Consider the following 16490-nt stretch of genomic DNA (forward strand, 5'->3'; position numbering starts at 1 on the left):
ACCCTAGCGTCCCGGTGGACGATAGCCACGCGGGCCTTTGGCTGGGCGATACAGCAGCGTTTGAAAAAGGGGTCACAAGATAACCTCAAGCAGTTGGCTCGCACTCTGTTCCCAGGTGAGCCATTGAATAGCATTGGATTTTGGATGCGCGTCATCCGAGTAGAGCGCAAGCCAGCGTTGCAAGCTTTCAACCATTACGCTTTCCTCGTCGCCTTTGAAGTAGTAAGCGTTGTCACCAGCGATCTCCCGGAATACCGGCAGATCACGCGCAATGATTGGCAACTTCTTCTGTGCGGCTTCGATGATGGGAAGCCCGAAGCCTTCACCTTCGCTTGCGAAAATCAGGCAAGACGCCGACGCATAGGTCGCCTCTAATGTGGCGTCATTGGCATCGGACATCCACATCAGACGATTTCCTTGCTCTGGGTGGTTGCTGAGGGCATCGATGATCTCAGGCAGGTTGCGCCTCGATTCAGGGTCGACGCCTTTCCACCCCTCACGACCCACGATCACCAGATTCACATCTACACCTGAGTTCCAGAGCTTGGTGAATGCCCGAAGAACTTGCAGATGTCCTTTTCTCGGCTCAATAGTGCCCACCATCAGGAAAGTGGGCTTGTCACCGAGCTTCGGCACCGCCGGCAGGTCGGCCGTCTCCGACTCTCCCTTATCCAGGTGTGCGTTTATGAGATCGGCACCCAAGTGGAACCAGTTGACGTTGAACGACTTTTGTTTGATCTCCTGCATTTCAACCCACGCGCAGTACTCCGCTGCCACCGATTGGGAAATACACACCGCCCCGTTCAATTTGGTCGTTACTTGCAACCAGCGGTGAGACGGCAGTTCTGCCTGCGGCGGAAAGTATTCCGGCAGCAATACAGGAAGCAGATCAAAGATTGTTGCGTATAGCTTTACCCCATTATTCATAAGGTATGACAGGTAACCGCTCTCGTAAGCGAGCACCAGGCGCTCAGACCAATCCAGAGTCAACACGATATCGCTTTGCCGAGGCGTGACGATTTCTTCGCTCAGCAGATCCGGGAGGGCGCCAATGCTGGCCAATGTAAACGAAGTCGCTGTCTTGTAACTCCAGACCTCATTTGTTTTGCACAGGTACACGGGTTCGAATCGAATTTGGCTATCTGTCTGCTTTAAAAGTGCCAGCATGATCGAGATTGCAACACGCTCGATTCCGGTTCGTAATTCAGTCGCACGAGTCGCTGACACGTCCAGATAAACCGTTCTGAAAGAGCGCTCTGGCGGGAAGTTCTGCGACAGGCAGTCCGCCAGCTTCACGGCACTGTCTTGGATATGAGCATCAGTGGAGTTGTCGATGATCCGACGCGTCAGTGCATCCAGTCCGTAACGCTTGTTGAGGTAGTGATTCTCGATGGCCTCGAAGTACAAGTTGGCGCAATAGTCCGGTGCATGCCGCGTGCGAATGGTTTTCGCCCCTGTCGCACCGAGCTTTTGGCGCATTGGCCTGTCGGTCCACATCGACTCAAGAGCGCGTTTTAGCGCAGGCGTCTGGAAGTCATCAGCAAGCATGATCGTGGCTTCAGGATCAAGTTCAGCGAACGATCCGTTCGCATTGACGATAACCGCAGCGCCATAATTCATGCAGTCCAGAACTGCCGCGGATGTTTCCCCTCGGGAGTTGTTGCGCAGTTGGACGGCAACATCAGAGACCGCCAGATAACGATTGTAGGTCTCAGTGTCAGCCCAGCCGGTGATCGTAATATTCTCCGGATATGCGGCCCGCGCCATGATTTGCTGAAGTTGCTCTTTGTAAGGGAGGTGATGAATGTCTCCCACGAACACCAGCTTGCAGTGAGGATCCTGCGAGAGCGAAGAGTCGACCCAGGCCTCAAGCAGGCAATGATTCATCTTTGTCGGGTCGAGAAATCCGAAGCTGCAGACCATGAAATCTTCTGCAGCGAGCCCGAGGACACTTCTTGCGTTGGCGGCGTCTACCGGTGGCGATGGTTGCCTTAGCAGAGGAATGACGTCGCACTTGGCTTCGAGCGTTTCGCCGTACCACTGCTTGACCAGACCTTTGGCGTAGTTCGAGTGAAGCACTACGCCGTGGGCTCGCTGGAATATTTCCAGGTTGACCGGGTATTTGAGGCGCAGGTCGTCAGGCGTCAGCGTGTGGTATTTCTCGATCAAAGCGCCATAGCCGTGGGAGAAATAAAGCGCTTCATCCCACGCGCCCACTTCGATTTTCTCGTCCTGCAAATAAGACTTCAGGCCGCTCAGGAAAAAATCGTGCAAAACGACCACGCCCGGCACCAATGCCATCAGTTCGAGCATGTGGTGGTGGAAGATCGAATTGCCTACCTGATAAACCACGCGGTCCACCGATCGACTGTTATCGATCAGCCACTGCGGATCGCGGATTGAGCAATGTTGCAGAGCCCACTCATCCGTCACTTCATTCTGGAATACGATCAGTTCGATGTCATAAAGCTTGTGAAGCTCGGGCAGCAGCTCTGCTGAATAGCCGGCGATACCGGTGCGCTCGGGCGGGAGGGGGGACACGAATGCCATGCGCTTCTTGACGATGGATTTGCCGTTATTGCTCTCGGGATTGCGAAGGGCGATATAGTTCTCGAACGCTTCAATGGCAGTAATTGCCGAGTGATCCCAAGAGAACAGCTTCCGCTGCTCGAGGCCATGAGCAATCAGCGTCGCTCTGAACTCGTCATCTTCCATTGCCTGATAAAGCTTGTTGGTAATGGCCCGGACGTCATAGGGGTCGAATAGCGCCTCATCCCAGCCAATGACCTCGGGGATACTCGAAGCTCTCGATCCGATTGCCGCTGCGCCGCATGCCATGGCTTCAAGCGGAGGCAGCCCGAAGCCTTCGTGCCAGGACGGAAACACGAAAACCCGGCAGAGGTTATACAATTTGACCAACTGCACGTCGTCCACGTATCCCAGGAAAATCATGTCCTCGGTTCTGAGGCCAAGCTTTTCCCCGACGGCAATTAACGCATTGGAGTGCTGGGGTGGGATTTTGCCCGCAAACACCAACTGGTAATTTTCGCGCACTTCGTCAGGCAGGCCAGCGAAGGCTTGAACGAGGCGTGTCAGGTTTTTACGATCGTCCGAGCCGCCGGTGTAGAAGGCGTAGGGCTTGCTGATACCTAGGTTGTGGAGGAACACCGACGCTTCTGCAGGCGAAATGGTCAACTTCTGGAAGTTGTCATCAATGGCAGTAGAGATATTGATCGAATTCGCTTCATCAACGGATAAGTATTCAATGCCCTCAGCGCATGAGAACTTGGAAATGGACAAAATTAACGAAGCACGCTGCAACTCATCGACCTTGCCGATATAGTGCTGCTTATAGTCCCGGTTCCATTTCAGGTACTGAGCTGGGTTGAGCAGTGGAATCAGATCATAGTGAGATACGCTAACCGGCGTTTTGGTATCGAATCGGCCAACGCTGGTTACAGCATCGTCCACGAATCCCTCTATCATCGACGACACATGGATAATGTCGGGTTTCAAGCTGGCGATGAAGCCTTCTCGAATCAGTTCCGCTGCTTTTCGCCGCTCGTGGTTGGCGGCGTCCATCTCGGCGACGGGACCAGGGGCGTACCAAATGTGAATGTTTTCAGGCGGCAACAAGTCTTCGAAAGCTGCCCGTATGGACTCGATCGAGTCCGACAACATGCCATTCAGGACCAGATGAATATCGTGATCGCCGCGATTACGCACAATCGCCAATGCTAAGGAAAGACTGTAACGACCGATGCCGCGAAACCGGCTTTCCGTCTGGGCTCCTTGCAAGTCAATAACAATACGCATTATTCAATCCTGTCCCGGGTCTTTTCCGCTAATTTGATTTTTGCCAACACAGCCCGCGCATGAGGCGACAAGTTTTCCGTATCGATGGGGATCGTCGGGTCAATGGTCGAACGGAATATGGGGATTTCTTTCTTGTGGTATCGGCTACGCAGAAACTCATAGGCGCCGATTTTCTTGAGTACAGCGATACCAACGCTCTTCACCGGCTTGTAAGGGCTGGCTTTGCGGATGGCGTAGAAGATGACTTTCCGGGCCATCAACTTGGAGCGGATCTTGACGCCGTCGCGCTTGAGCAACTGCCGCTGCAGAAGTGCGTACCGAACGGTATTTACGACCGATCCCGGCAAAATGACACTTAGCGCATGCAAGCGACCCCTTGTGATATCCAAGTGATGGTCCAAGTGCACGACATGCTTATGAAGATTTGCTGTGTCAACAGCAGCCTTATGAATAAGCCTTTCTTGAGAGGCTAGTTCCAGACTGACTTTGGAATATTCTTCGCGAAGCGTCCGCAGTTCCAGGTGCACAGCGTTTAGCTGAATCTTGTGGCTTCGCTGAAGCGCTTCTAGATCCCCTTTCAAAGCCCCCACGATTTCGTTCAGATTCTCAGCAGATCGCGCTGCAGTGGCTTCGACGCTTGCGAGATAAGTCTCAACGCTGCTGAGTGTGGTCTGCTGAGTAGCATTTACGGTCTCGATACCGGCCACTCTCGCCTCGTAGGCAGAGGCGGCGGCATCAAGTGTCACGCCAAATTCTTGGGCGAACAGCGCATCAAGATCAGGGATAGGCCCACTCGAGGCGGCAGTCTGAGCAACCACGCTGTAGTCGGGGCTTACGCCTCTGAGGACATGCATCAGCGTGACCGTTGGGACTTCCTGGATAGGCTCAGGCTCCTGCAAGCGTAAGACCGTGGAACGTGCAAAACCGTGGAAGTCCGGAATGAATTGGAGCAACAGTGGAGGCAGTGGATTGACATGCGTCGGGTCCATATAAAAACTGGACGTGCCGACAGTCAGGTTCTCCGGATTCGGTGTTTCAAGAATTAACAGCCCCCCCGGTACGAGTACCCGTTTGGCTTCTTCGACCAGAGCATTCAGCTGATCAAATGGGATGTGCTCAACCAGATGAAAGGCGCTGATAGCCATCTGGCTGGCATCGCCAAGTTGCCTCAAGTACGCGATGGCATCATTTTGGGTGACGGAAAACCCTCGTTCCTTACATGCCGTCAGCATCTGCTCGTCCAGATCGACGCCGTGGCAACGAATCTGCATCGCCGTCAGAAGTTCAAGCCATTCACCTCGGCCGCAACCTAGATCGGTGACCGGCAGGTCCCAGCAGGCTTTTAGCTGTTCGAGGAACGGCGAATAAACTTTGAGACGATCAAGGATGAGTTGCCTAGAACCGCGGTGCTTGTCTTCAAATGATCGGTAAAATTCGCTCACGGGCGCTTCCTGATTCCAGTTCTATCCAGCAGTTGTGTGCTTGTTGATACGGGCCGGGCGCATGAAATGAACTCCGTCACGCGGTGCAACCGGCAGTGCTGCGCTTCCACGCAGCAACTGGCGGGGCCCGTAATCAGTCCGGGTTGTTCCTTGTCGCCGGATTCACGCTTCTATTTCGACCTTGGGCGGCATCCAGCTCAGACCTACGAACGTGTCCTGGGCAATGTTCACCACATTGAAAACCAGCGCCAGGTCGAGCCATTCAAAATTCTCGACGATGTGCGTTTCCGAGGCATGCAGCGCGACCGCTACGGAGTAAGAGCCAATGCCCAGATTTGCCGGGAATGTGAATTTGTAAGTGAACTTCTTCCCCGCAGCCACACTGGTCGATTTGCAGTCGAGGTAGTGCGTGTTAGTGCCAAAAATGCTTTGGCCTAACCGGTCCTTGATGACGTACCCCACCACCAGCTCTGGCAAATCGTGGTGGACGTCACCTTTGATGCACAGCGTAACTTCATCCCCGACACCTACGTATTCCACCGCTGCCCCGGCGCGATCATACAAAGAGACGCTTTCAATTGTCGCTTTACGGCTACCGGATCGTGTTTGCTTGGAACCATCCTCGAGGGAGACCACCTCAACGCTCGCGTTTTCCTTGTCGGCGATGAGCGCGTTGTAGTAGTCCATCACCTCTTCCGGCGCACCGTCCTTGATGACGGTACCGCCTTCCAGAAGAATGGCGCGATCACACAACGCCTGAATCGAGCCTCGATCATGCGAGACGATGATCAGAGTCGTGCCCTGGCGCTGGAAGTCTTTGATCCGCGCAAAACTCTTGTGCTGGAAATAGCTATCCCCGACAGACAAGGCCTCGTCGACGATCAGGATATCAGGGCGGAAAGCCGTAGCGACCGCAAAAGCCACCCGCATCTGCATGCCGCTGGAGTAAGTGCGAACACTTTCGTCGAAGTACTCACCGATCTCCGCGAATGCCTCAATATCCTTAATCGCACCGTCAATTTCGTGGTTGTTGAACCCCATCAAACCTGCGGCGTGATAGACATTCTGACGACCCGTCAGCTCTGGGTTGAACCCCATTCCCAGCTCAAGAATCGCGGCAATACGGCCATTCACGTGAACCGCACCCTCAGTGGGCTGCAGAGTGCCGGTGATCATCTTCAGCAGCGTCGACTTGCCTGCGCCGTTTTGTCCGACGATCCCGATGGCTTCACCCGGTCTGATGGCAAAGCTGATATGACGCAGCACCCAGTGCTCATGGTTGGGCTTCGCACCTGCAAAGAACCAGTTAGCGATGCGCTTCCATTCAGAGCTATAAGTCCGGTAGGCCTTGCCCAGGTTGTCAACGGTAAGCAGGGTCATAGTGAGTCCACCATTTCTGGTGCAGCGCGACGAAACATGAATAGCCCCAAAAGCATCAGCAGGATGGAAGCACCGACGGTGATGCCGATCTCGTTCAAGTCGGGTGACACCTGATAAACCAAGACGTCGTGGTAAGCATTCACGACAGAAAACATCGGATTGAAGTTCATGAACGAACGTAGGTATTCGGGGATCACGTTGGCGGAGTAGACGATTGGTGTGAACCAGAACCAAACCTGCAATATGATCGGCACGACTTGGCCAATGTCGCGAACAAACACGTTGACTACACCAAGCACCAAGCCCAGACCAACGGCTAGCGCGGTAACCACCAGGGTCAAGGGGATGAGCCAGAACATATCCAGAGAGGGCATCTGGCCGAGGGCCGCAAATACCACCAGCACCGCGACGAAGAGCAGCAAATTATTGAGCAGGCACGACCCCACTACGATGACCGGCAACGCGATGCGCGGAAAACGCATCTTCTTCATCAGGTTGCCCTGCTCGATGAACAGATTCAGGCATCGCGAGACGATTTCGGAAAACAGGTTCCACGCCAGCACCCCGGCCATCAGATACAGCGCGTACGCATATTTATTGTCAATGCCGGGCAGCCGGGCTGCCAGCACGTTGGAAAGGATCAACGCGTAGATCGCGACTTGAGACAGTGGATGGATGATCATCCAGAGTCCGCCGAGCCGGCTGCGGGCAAATCGGGCAATGAACTCATTGCGGATAGAAGTGACGATGAAGCTTCGGTATTCCCAAAGCCCTTTCAACATGCCGAACATGCAAGGTCCTCGTTGACGCGTTTGATGTTTTTCACTGGGGCGAACGGATCGCTTTGGAAACAGTGGGCGTGCGGGTTCGTAGGCCCGGGCCAGACAGTAAACAACTGTCGTACCGGGCGCACGCCGACGGGTGTTGTGAGGGAATGACGGATGGAAACAGTTCCGGGGTTGGTTTCAGGGGCGGCAGTATATGCATGGTGCAGACGCTGATGTACATGATGTCGACGTAACCGGGCGACGGCCGTTGATGAAGACCGACGAGCGCACGACCTCATGTACAAGTGCAACATCAGATTCAGCCAACAGCCATCACGTGTCAGCGCGGCCGTAAACATCCTCGAAGCGCACTATGTCGTCTTCGCCCAGATAGTCGCCGCTCTGCACCTCAATCAACACCAGGTCTATAACACCCGGATTGGTCAGGCGGTGGGTGTGCCCGGCACGAATGAAAGTCGACTCGTTGGTGTTGAGCATCAGTTCCTGATCATCGTTGACCACAACGGCCATCCCGCTGACGACAATCCAGTGCTCGCTACGATGATGGTGCATCTGCAACGACAGCGAGGCCTTGGGCTTGACCACAATTCGCTTGATCTTGAAACGCTCACCGTTCTCAAGTGTGGTGTAAGTACCCCAAGGGCGGTGGACCGTTTGATGCAGCTGATGGAGGGTGTGCCCCGAGCTCTTGAGTTGGGTAACGATATGCTTGACGTCCTGCGCGTGGTTCTTGTGCGCGATCATCAAGGCATCCGGCGTGTCGATGATAAGCAAGTCCTCGACACCCACCAGCGCAGTCAGCCGATCCTCGCTCTTCACATAATTGTTTCGCGAACCATGGGCCAATACTTCACCTTCAAACCGGTTGCCGTGTTCGTCCTGCGCCGTCAACTCACTCACGGCGTTCCACGAACCGATGTCACTCCAGCCGATGTCACAAGGGACAGTGACCACCTTGTTGGAGCGCTCCATCAACGCGTAGTCGATGGAAATGTCCGGCACTTTCGCAAAGGAGTCCGGGTCGATGGATAGGCAGTGATAGGCGGGGCCTTCGGTCAGGCGGGAGCTGGCGATCGACGCAGCGGCAGCCTCGAGCACGTCGGGCGCGTGCACCGCGAACTCTTCCAGCACAGCGCCGACCTGAAAACAGAACATGCCCGAGTTCCAGAAATAGTTACCGGCGGCCACATAGGACTCTGCAGTGTTCAAGTCAGGCTTCTCGACGAACCGTGCGACCTTCAAGCCACCCTCCAGCCCGGCTGAATCGCCCGTTTCGATATAGCCGAATCCTGTTTCCGGATATTGCGGCTTGATGCCGAAGGTGACCAGCCAACCCTTTTGTGAAAGCTGTACAGCTTTAGCCACTGCAGCGGCGAAAGCTTTCTCATCCTGAATCAGGTGATCGGCAGCCAGGACCAGCATGTGGGCGTCAGCGCCATGCAGCTGCTTAATCTGCAGCGCCGCCATTGCCACCGCTGCAGCCGTGTTGCGACCGAACGGCTCAAGGATAAAGGCTTGAGCAAGGCCTTTTTTGTTTACAGCGCGATATTCATCTTCCGTCTTGAACAGCAGATCACGGTTGGTCACCGTCAAGATCTGGGACACGCCCTCCAGCGCAGACGCGCGCAGGAGGGTTTTCTGAATGAGGTTTTGACCGTCGGGCAGCATCATGAACGGCTTGGGATGGGCCTCGCGAGAAACGGGCCACAACCGGCTGCCGACGCCGCCTGACAAAATTACGGGGATTAGATCCATGTATGACTATCCTTACGCACAAACTGTTAACAAATTAGGTTTCGCAGATGCAAGCGCTTCTGCCTCTCACGATAACGCTGGCGAAACGTGCTAGCCCTTAAGGATGACGCGCGCTTGAGACGTGCTGTTGGCGGTCGGCTGGGACGACCACAATGACAGAGGAGAATAACAGAGACGAGTCGACAGAGGCAGTGATCCAACTGACGCTCTTTAGATAGTGGCGAAAGCCCCTGGATTGCGGCCGCTTGGCGTAAATCGCTCCTAGTGCTCTGGCAACCAGTTGAGGAGACGCCGTTAGCATGTTGGTGAAGCTAGCTGATCGCAACGAAAGGCTGCTATAAGGAAGCTTAGCCTATTGGCGTAATCGCTAGCTGTGGTTGCAGGCAAGGCTGGTGCGAGAATTCGAAAGTGCCGCCTGGGACGAACTCACTATCGGGCTCATAGCTCTAAATGGTTTAATCCAACCCAAACAAATCTCTGGTGTACACCTTAAACAGTGAATCTCGAATTTCATCAGCTATGCGATTTGCCAATATTAAGTCCGACATGTCTTTGAAGTCCTGCAGGTTCGTAACTACTCTAGAGTTGAAGAATGTGGCTTCCTTATAGGTGGGTTCATAGATAACGATTTCAATACCTTTGGCTTTAAGCCGCTTCATCACCCCTTGAACCGACGACATACGGTAGTTGTCGGAGTTGACTTTCATAGTCAGTCTATAAATACCTACTACGTTAGGGTTAAGTTTCAGTATCGAGTCAGCAATAAAATCCTTTCTAATTCTATTTGAATCAACGACAGCTTGAATCAGCGTGCTCGGAATGTTTGAATAGTTGGCCAGTAGCTGTTTTGTATCTTTCGGGAGGCAGTAGCCCCCGTAACCGAAGGACGGGTTCCGATAGTGGTCTCCGATTCGTGGGTCGGCACCCACTCCTTCTATTATTTGACGTGAGTCAAGGTTTCGGATATCAGCATAGGTATCCAATTCGTTAAAATAAGCAACTCGCATAGCGAGGTAGGTGTTAGAGAAAAGCTTAATCGCCTCGGCCTCTGAGGAACCGGTCAAGATCACCTTTACCGCTTTATCCTGGCAGCCCTGTAGCAACAAATTCGCGAAGGCTGCGCCGGTTTGTGATTCATCCCCTACAATTATCCTTGATGGATTCAAGTTGTCATAAAGTGCTTTACCCTCGCGAAGAAATTCTGGTGAAAAAATAATTCTTGTGGTCCCGTGTTTTCGTCGCATTCGTTCGGTAAAGCCGACTGGTACGGTAGATTTAATGACGACAGTCGCGGTTCCATTCAGCATTAAGGCATCGTGAAGAACGCTTTCGACGGCCGTTGTGTCGAAATAGCTTGTAAGTGGGTCGTAGTTGGTAGGCGTACATATAATGATAAAGTCTGCACCAGTGTACGCAGGTGCTTTATCTGCGGTTGCAATAATGTCAATGTGATCATCTGTCAGATATCTTTGTATATCCTCATCTTTAATCGGCGAAGTCCGGCTATTGATCGCGTCTATTCGTTCGTTAGAAATGTCTAAAGCCCAAACCTCATTATGTTGAGCCATAAGAATCGCGTTAGCTAGACCTACGTAACCAATGCCAACAACAGTGATCTTCACAGTGAATCCTTTTTAGCGACTTATCGACTTATCGACCTATTAATTGACGGCTAATCGCAATCGTTCATTATATTTAAAACCTTTTCATCTTCCAGCCCGGCAAGAAGGGGCTGAATGCTTGAACGGTCCAGCTTCAAAGCTCCGGGTAGTGCGTCCAATGCTAACTCGGCTCTGGCAATGACAAACGCTTGCGCTTCTTTTATTGCGCATTGCAATTCTTCATTATCAAAAAAAGCGATCCGTGCTTCTTCATATGCGCTCCAGCCGCTCTCCGGGAAGTCTAAAACAATGGTTTCATCTGACACCCGCTCGTAGCCAGTTGTTCTGTTAAGCTTAAACGACGATTTGCCGGAAGGATTCCCCCTAAATATGATTGACAGGTATTCAAGTTCTGATCGCGACATTCTATGAATAACGAAATAATCCTTTATGCTCGATAGCTCTCTTGCGATAAATTGGTGATTCAAACCTTCCGACTCAGCACCTTGGTATGGTCGGCCATCTGCAAGTACGGTTTCATCGGCAGTGGACTCATACCGAGGCTTATGTATATCTAAAGATCTGAACTTTGAGTGGGTGCCGACAATAGATTTTCCTAGTCTAGAAAGTTTGTATGAGTGACTATTATGCAGTGGCGCAAATGCCTTGCAGTGACCAGCTTCGGTCAACCATTCGAAGTACACTGATCCCACATTTCCGAGCCGGTTAAGACAGTCATGGATGGTGTCTTTAAAATTGTACGGAACCCAGAATTCGTCGACATCTAGGAACATAACGTGTGAGGATCTATCACTGCTTCTCGCATAAGCCTCTGCATAAGCGATATGTTGGATATGAGCAGCCACTGCACTATCTGCTAAATCGATCCAGTCGACGCTTCGCCATGTCACGTTGTCCAAGTTGCTACTCAAGATATTCAAAAGCTGAACGCTGTTGTCAGTGGTCCGGTTTACTAGCACCTCGATCTCGTCAAAGCCAAAGTAGAGATGGTGGAATACCCACTCGGGCAGATAAGGAGCCTCGTTTTTAGCAATAGCAATAAGTTTAATATTGGTTCTCATGGGCTTCACCAGTTAGATAAATGGGTTTGATCCGATCTCAGAGACCACTGGCCCCCATTTGCGGACATGAGTAAGATTGCCTGTGTTGAATTTCTCCCTTATGTCAGGCAGGTTCAGCGCTTCCCATTTATCCATGGGGTGGAGTATGTGGAATGTGTTCAATCCAAGATCACTTGGATTTTGTGCGTCTGAGCAGACATTATCCCCGACATGTAAATATTGGTATTTCTCGTCCCTTTCTTTGAGCTGTTGCTCAATCATCGACCACATCGTGCCATTGTCTTTGCGCAAGCCAAGTTCTGATGATACAAACAACTCATACGGACAATTTATCCCTGCCTTCTCCAAGATTAGTTCTATGTGATGCTGCTTGTAGTAGGTGTCCGTGATGAACTGTATGATTTTGCCATCTTGGTGAGCTTGATTAACTATCTCGACCATCACCTGTTTGCCGTTTAGCATTTCAAAGTCTACAAAAAATTCTAGATCGGCTAAGGTTTTGTAAGAGTAATCAGTATCAAGCGTTTGCACAATGCGCTCATAAATCTCATATATGTCAACATCGCCACTAAAATTGCGTTCTATACGTAGTTCCAATTCGGTTTTATTGCGCAACTTGACAAAGTCTTCTCCAGTGATGCCGAGGCCCGCTTTTTCTGCAAGGATGTACTTGGCTAGATCAGGCTCAAAAAAATCCCGCTTTACAATTGTGTCGAATACATCGAATGATATGATTTTTTTGACCGAGATATATTGCTTTAAGATTTCATTGTTACCCTGATGATAGGCCTTGAAGATAAAGGTCTCGTCGTTGCTAAACGATGCGGATGCAGGGTCGTAGAAAAACTGACGGTAATTGTTCTTTTTTGCAATAAATGGCAGGAGTCTTTCCAGTACGTGCAATTCGGTGCCGTCAGCCGGTATTGGTTCTGCAGGGAAGTCGTCATAAGTCCATGTGCGTTCCAGCAAGTCTCGAAGGGCTTGAGGCCGTGCCCAAAACATTCCTCCAACTGGATACCCAAAAAACTCTCTTTCTTGGTCTGCCTCGTATTTGGTATTTAACGTATGTCTACCCAGGCCTTTATTTTTGAGCCAGTGGTTTACCCATGGCGGTAAATTCCAAAACGACGTCGGATAGAACAGTCCCAAGTCGGTCTGTTGTTGCATAATTTTCAGTGCTTGCGAGATTACCTGCTTGTCTTTCGCAAGGTATTCTATAAGGAAGTCCGCCCACTGAAGTTGATCCTTTCCAGAATATAGAGACTTCTTCGAGTGCATATGAAGGAAGAAATCATATTTCATGAGCTCAGATCCGAACTCCACCAGCATGGGCCCGAAATTCCTCCCCCGGTTCGGTACGGTTCTTACTTTAATACTTTTAATTAACTTGTTCCGTGAGAAGTTATGTTCGCATTTTGCCTTCAGGTGAGGGTCCACAACTGTGATAAATAGGTCGAGCTCAGTTGGGAATCCTACAAGCGCATCATAAAATCGAGCTATGAAATCTTCATAAAATACATGTAGCGCAACTGCATAGCGCTGTTTGTTATCGAACTTTTCCTGGCTGGCTACTAACCTTTGATTGGGCTGCCATTTTGTTGTGAGCGGTACATTGCTTGAGGGTTGGCCACCGCCTTTTTGAATGTAGTGCGTTAATGGAGAAATACCTGATATATAAACATCTTGGTTATGTTGAAGATATCTTACGCCGTCGAATGCTTCGGACGGTTGCACATCCGAAAAAGTGGACTTTCTGAGATAGTCATCAAATGCGTCTTGTTCAGTATTGAACCTAATCCTGTAAGTAGATTGATACCATTCAGCATTAAATAATCCGAGGTTTTTTGCCTGGACCATTAGTGACTTGTTACTTGGCATGCCCATTGTCCTTACACTTTTAAACTGAAGTGGGCGACAGTTTGAAGTACGCCCAATCCACTTATGTGATCATCAATTTCTAGCACTTCCGATATGATGCTTGGGAAAATGCTGGAGTTGTTGAGGAAAACACTCAAATATTTATTTATTTCATCGCTAGACATTATCTCAGAATTCCCAATAGCCGCTATCGCATAGCTCGTTGCGCCAGAAATTATCTCGTCAATAATAAAATAGTTTAGCTGTGTTTTTGTAATGGTGCCATAGTTAAAGCATAGTTCTTTCCCGTTTTGCAGAATGTCTACAACTTGACCGTGCGGAGCAGTCAGAATTGTCTCAAGGTATAAGGATCTATCTAAAATGTTGTGCCCTTCACCAAAGTTTATACCTTCTAAAATATGGGCCCTAAATTTCATTTTTTTTGTATTTTTTGCTTTTTCAGTGGTGAAGAAATAATGGCCTTCAGCAGGTATACCGGTAATGCCATGCAATAGTTTTTGTATCGTACCGGCGTAACCAATATCTACAAGATGTTCTGTCCCCTTCGCGCCATACTCTAAAGATTTGCGGTATTTGCTATAAGCTTTTCCCTTCGCTCCGCAGATTCGTTTCAGAGTTTTCTCCGCTTTAGCAAAGAGTTCGAGCACAATTCTTTTGTCCCCAGGTAGACTGATACTTGTCGTAAGCGCCTGATCTGAGTAACCTGCTTCTTTAGAGATTATTCCAATTTCTTCACCGGTAAAATGATAACGCTGTGAGAGTAATTCCCTAAAGCTTCCCTTGTAGTGATGTTGGAGGCTCAATTCCCAAAGCGCTTTATCTTTTAGGCTAATCTTGAAAAGTAGAGTGCGCGAGCATAAGAAGTAGGTGGATTGTACTTGCTTAATAAGGCCAAGCTCGCAAAGCTGATCATAAACGTTCTTCAGTACGTAGCCTTCTCGTGCCAGAAAGCGCAGCGCCTTGATTCCAGAATTCGCAAGGAGTTGCTTGTTTAGATTGCTATAAAAAAGGGCAAAAATAGGCCCAAGTAAGGCAGCTCCAAAGTTTCTTAGCAATATTGCGTTTTTGTCGTCTATCCAGGGTACATTAGCGCTGCACTGCTTGGTGTCCTTGCGTTTTCCATATTCCCTGACAGATGAAGATTCTGGACTGTCTGAGACAATAGTGTCTAATTTCGATATCTTGTCGTTGGCATAACGAGTATTGAAGTGGAGCGCGGCTGACATTTGCGCAGAATTAGGTGTCAATGTTGAATAAATATTCAATGCGGCCTGATAATCTTTCTCCCTCAAGGCCTGATTGGCGCGTGCGAAGGCGGATATGTCGTCATTATGTTGCATAATCATCTCGTCTCAGGCTTTTGCATTTAGGCGTCTGTTCAGCAGCCCAGCCAGCATGCATCGCGGTTAATAATCTAGGGTTTCAACTTCTGCCCTTCTGTACCGTGCATGGCCCGGAAGATGGTCGTTAAAGTCCTGCGCATCTGTGTCGAGATTTGCTCCCATTTAGGCCAAAATACGTGCGTTATTTCCGATTTTTGCAAGTGTGTTAGTTGTTGTTGAAGAGTAGTGATGATCCCTGTTATGAATATTTGGTCAGCTTCTAACAGCCGATTCCATACTCCAACATCCATCATGCTTGGCTCCGCAAAGCGAATTTCTAAGCGCGCTCCACGATCGTCGTTGCTTTCAGCAAACCAACTTTTCAATGTTTTTCTAGTAGTGATTCCAAATTCTAATCTTGGGTTTTGACCAAAGTGACTTTGCAGGTCAATCGTTGCGATCTTATATTCAAAGTATTCCCAAGCTTCTAGTCCCATGCTGGGGTTTATTAACTTAATCCCTAAAGCTTTGTACACGCCCTGATCTACATGGTCCTGCATTTTCACGTCGTCATACCGTAATAGCGTCGGCCAGCGTTCAAGATCTTGTTTAAGTTTCAATAGTGCCGATCTGACAGTGCTCAGATCTAAATCTGTTGGGAGAATGTACTCAGCTGGGTGGCTTAGTAGCTTGATGAGGCTTCTGATTAGTTCATTCAGTCGCAGCCAATCAGTAGTCCCAAGCCTGCTGATGCCAATATTGCCTAACTGGTAGGCCGATCCAGGGGCCGGTCGAACAACAAGTTCTTTAAGCTCGCCGAACTCATCATTCCATCGAAGCCAGTTATTTGTAGATCTTGGGATGGTAAGGCTTGCCTCGTTATCGTCAACTACAATGATGAAGCTGACCTGGGGATGACAAATGTTCCCGAGATAAACATTCGTTAGGACCCATTCAGTCGCGTTTGCACCCGCCCGCTTTATGGGCGTGACTGAGATGCTGTCGAATTCCCAGTGATTTGGAAGTTTGGCGAGGAGCTTAGCAATTTTAGCGTTGGTTACTCCCTTATACCCCGGATCTGTACTTTCCAAATGCGCACGTTCTGCCGCTTCTTGGGCGCGATGGAGCTCATGGAGTACGCGCTGGAGCTCCAAGCGGCTGCAGGCAAGTTCGAGCTGAGCAGTCTTGAGCTCAACGTATTGGCGGCTATTTACAGCCAGCAGCTCAGATAGACTGAGCTTTTCTTGGGACCCTAATACTTGGTGAGCCAGTAGCTTGGCAGAGCGCTTTACCTCTTCTCCGGCCGTAATCCTCATTGCTTTATCACCCATCTTCGCTTAACCATGTATTCCAAATTAATACTCATCAAACTCCGCTTTCGTTAGCACCCAAAAAGGGGCCATGAGCGTGAGTTCCGTGGATATCG

The 16490-nt window shown here is 50.3% G+C and carries 10 protein-coding genes; all 10 read right to left on the reverse strand.

From position 1 onward, the window contains the following. Positions 1-72: 72 nt before the first annotated feature. The 10 genes from AC0Z8Z_RS14505 to AC0Z8Z_RS14550 all read right to left on the reverse strand — a co-directional run bounded on the left by AC0Z8Z_RS14505 (position 73) and on the right by AC0Z8Z_RS14550 (position 16395). The gene (locus AC0Z8Z_RS14505; RefSeq protein WP_485619554.1) at positions 73-3816 is read right to left on the reverse strand and encodes a glycosyltransferase; all 3744 of its coding nucleotides are present in this window, start codon (positions 3814-3816) and stop codon (positions 73-75) included. Next, a complete protein-coding gene (locus tag AC0Z8Z_RS14510; RefSeq protein WP_485619555.1) occupies positions 3816-5258 on the reverse strand; it encodes a class I SAM-dependent methyltransferase in 1443 nt (480 codons plus the stop codon). Before AC0Z8Z_RS14510 ends, AC0Z8Z_RS14505 begins: the two co-directional genes overlap by 1 nt. A gap of 162 nt (positions 5259-5420) precedes the next feature. After that, the gene (locus AC0Z8Z_RS14515; protein WP_485619556.1) at positions 5421-6638 is read right to left on the reverse strand and encodes an ABC transporter ATP-binding protein; all 1218 of its coding nucleotides are present in this window, start codon (positions 6636-6638) and stop codon (positions 5421-5423) included. After that, positions 6635-7429 (reverse strand): ABC transporter permease, encoded by a 795-nt coding sequence (locus AC0Z8Z_RS14520; RefSeq protein ID WP_192174580.1) that lies wholly within the window; start codon positions 7427-7429, stop codon positions 6635-6637. Before AC0Z8Z_RS14520 ends, AC0Z8Z_RS14515 begins: the two co-directional genes overlap by 4 nt. 309 nt (positions 7430-7738) lie before the next feature. Then, entirely contained in the window at positions 7739-9181 is a 1443-nt protein-coding gene (locus AC0Z8Z_RS14525) for a mannose-1-phosphate guanylyltransferase/mannose-6-phosphate isomerase (protein WP_485619557.1), read from the reverse strand. A 455-nt stretch (positions 9182-9636) separates the two neighbouring features. Further along, complete coding sequence (locus AC0Z8Z_RS14530; protein WP_485619558.1) at positions 9637-10803, reverse strand: nucleotide sugar dehydrogenase; 1167 nt, start codon at positions 10801-10803, stop codon at positions 9637-9639. A 50-nt stretch (positions 10804-10853) separates the two neighbouring features. Beyond that, a complete protein-coding gene (locus AC0Z8Z_RS14535; protein WP_485619559.1) occupies positions 10854-11864 on the reverse strand; it encodes a glycosyltransferase family 2 protein in 1011 nt (336 codons plus the stop codon). A 12-nt stretch (positions 11865-11876) separates the two neighbouring features. Further along, complete coding sequence (locus AC0Z8Z_RS14540) at positions 11877-13742, reverse strand: rhamnan synthesis F family protein (protein WP_485619560.1); 1866 nt, start codon at positions 13740-13742, stop codon at positions 11877-11879. Between the two features lie 11 nt (positions 13743-13753). Next, the gene (locus AC0Z8Z_RS14545) at positions 13754-15082 is read right to left on the reverse strand and encodes a hypothetical protein (protein WP_485619561.1); all 1329 of its coding nucleotides are present in this window, start codon (positions 15080-15082) and stop codon (positions 13754-13756) included. A 74-nt stretch (positions 15083-15156) separates the two neighbouring features. After that, positions 15157-16395 (reverse strand): hypothetical protein, encoded by a 1239-nt coding sequence (locus AC0Z8Z_RS14550; RefSeq protein ID WP_485619562.1) that lies wholly within the window; start codon positions 16393-16395, stop codon positions 15157-15159. Positions 16396-16490 lie beyond the last annotated feature (95 nt).

This window comes from Pseudomonas sp. 1L-C-7-B-C1 (assembly GCF_057291635.1).